Consider the following 489-nt stretch of genomic DNA (forward strand, 5'->3'; position numbering starts at 1 on the left):
GTTCGGGGCCCAGGATCCGTTCACGGTCGGCGACGACCTGCTCGAAGATGGTCACGGCGTCATCGGTGCGGCCGGCCTGCAAGTAGGAGGCGGCGAGGTGGGCGCGGACGTTCAGAGTGTCGGGGTGTTCGGGGCCCAGGATCCGTTCACGGTCGGCGACGACCTGCTCGAAGATGGTCACGGCGTCATCGGTGCGGCCGGCCTGCAAGTAGGAGGCGGCGAGGTTGGCGCGGGCGTACAGAGTGCTCGGATGTTCGGGGCCGAGGATCCGTTCACGGTCGGCGAGGACCTGCTCCTCGATAGTGACAGCGTCATCGGTGCGGCCGGCCTGCCAGTACGAGGCAGCGAGGTGGGCGCGGGCGTTCAGAGTGGCGGGGTGTTCGGGGCCGAGGATCCGTTCACGGTCGGCGAGGACCTGCTCGAAGATGGTCACCGCGTCATCGGTGCGGCCGACCTGCCGGTACGAGGCGGCGAGGTTGAGGCGGGCCG

General features: G+C 69.5%; 1 protein-coding gene. It reads right to left on the reverse strand.

Features of this window, described 5'->3' with window-relative positions; all coding sequences use genetic code 11:
- On the reverse strand, positions 1–489 hold a 489-nt coding region (locus ACZ6S4_RS40645; protein WP_465480041.1), incomplete at both ends, for a tetratricopeptide repeat protein.

The organism is Actinoplanes sp. NPDC051405 (assembly GCF_055586185.1).